The following is a 1,619-nucleotide window of genomic DNA, read 5'->3' as shown; positions in this document are numbered from 1 at the left end:
TCCCGGGGCCCCGGCGGCACCACCCCGGGGGGGGCCCCCCCACCGGGGGGGGCGCCCGGTCGGCGGGGCGGGGGGCGCCCCCCCCGCCGGCGGGCCCCCACCGCGGTTGGGGGGGGGCGCCCCGGTCCCCGTACGCGGCGCCGTTCAGGCCGCCGCCTCGCCACCTCCTTCGGAGGGCAGCCGGCGGTGGCGGCCGCGCGGCGGCAGGGCCGCGCCGTCCACCGACAGCTTCCCTCGGTGCTTTCCGGAGCCGCCGGCTTCGGCCCGGTGTGCGTCCGCCGTGGGCGGACGCGTCCGGATCGTGTCGGTTCGGGCCTCAGACATGTGAGAAGTCACCCCGTAGAAATCGCTTACTGTGAACGCGGGGCCCGCCGCCGCCGACCGACGCGGTCACCGTCGGTGCGCCGCGCGGAACGGCCGCGTAGCCCGGCCGCGAGTGTAGACCGGCCGGTGATCACGGGCAGCTCCTATTCGGCGACCGGCCGCCCCGTGAGCGGGGCCCGGCCGAGCGGGACCGGCCTGCACGCCGTGGAGGAGCCCGCCGCCGGGCGGGTGCCGCCGCTCGCGGCGGGCCGGTGCGCCTGGTCCGCCGGCGCCTCCACGAGGGCCACGGCGCACGGGGCGCCCTCCTGCGTGTACGGCAGGTGGAGGACTCCCTCCCTGGTCCAGAAGCCCGAGCCCGTCAGCCATCCCTCCGGCGCGGCGCACGGATGGATCCGGCGGCCCAGCGGTCGCCAGAGGCCGAGCCGGCTGCCCTCCCGCCCGTCGAGCCGCAGCGCCACCGCGCAGCTCTCCGGCATGAGCATCTGCCCCGGCTGCACGGCGAACGGCGTCACGGTCACGCCCGGGGGGGTGCAGGCACTCCGGGAAGCGCACCGGCAGGCAGCTGCCCAGCACCCCCCAGCCGAGCCGGTCGTGACCCGGCGCGTCCGAGCGGATCAGCAGCAGTCCGCTGTCGGCGTCGGCGAGGAGCAGCCGGTCGTTGCTGTGCGGAGCGATCTGCAGCAGCGGGGTCACCTCGCCGCCCCGCTCCAGGTCGACGGCGACGGCCTTGACCGGCCCGCCACCCGGCAGCCGCCGGTCGAGGGCGAGCAGCCGGCCCTCCCGGTCCAGCCACGCGCCGCCCGTACAGCGGCCGGGTACGTCGGCGACCCGCTCGGGGCCGAAGGCGCCGCCCGCCACGAGCCACACGGCGGTGGAGTCGTCGCCGGGGAGCAGGGCGTACGCGCTCATGCCGTCGGGGGACGGGGGCAGCAGGGCCAGGTCCGTGCACACGAGGGCGCCCAGGTGCAGTTCCCCCGTCCCCGGGCCGGTGGGGTAGAGGAGCGAGAAGGCGTGCCGGTCGGCCACCCGCCGGCGGATCAGGACCCGCCCGTCGGAGAGGGGCACCACATCGGAGTCGGCCTCCTCCGGCTGGTCGAGGGGGAGGGGGACGGCATACGGCTCGGGGCCGTCGAGGGTCCACCGCTCGGTGTACCAGGCGGGATCGGTGGTCCCGCCGGTGACGGAGTCCCGGGTGGCGGCCGTGAGCCGGGCCGCGTACGACCGGTCGGCGGCGATGGTGAGGAGCGGCGGACGCGGATGCCGGGGCGCAGGGGACGCCGGGGGCGGGGCCGGGG

At 78.6% G+C, this 1,619-nt stretch carries 1 protein-coding gene and 1 pseudogene; both read right to left on the bottom strand.

The genetic code is table 11. The annotated features are described in order from the left end of the window. Window positions 1–144 precede the first annotated feature (144 nt). Window positions 145–324 carry a hypothetical protein gene (locus ABZ371_RS32460; protein WP_358686496.1) on the bottom strand — a complete coding sequence of 60 codons (180 nt, stop codon included), beginning with the start codon at window positions 322–324 and terminating at the stop codon, window positions 145–147. 143 nt (window positions 325–467) lie between these two features. Further along, a pseudogene (locus ABZ371_RS32455) lies at window positions 468–1,560 on the bottom strand (hypothetical protein). Between the last annotated feature and the right edge of the window lie 59 nt (window positions 1,561–1,619).

Origin of the sequence: Streptomyces sp. NPDC005899, assembly GCF_040629645.1 — a bacterium.
In the GTDB taxonomy this organism is placed as follows: domain Bacteria; phylum Actinomycetota; class Actinomycetes; order Streptomycetales; family Streptomycetaceae; genus Streptomyces.
This window is presented reverse-complemented; position numbering and strand designations above follow the sequence as displayed.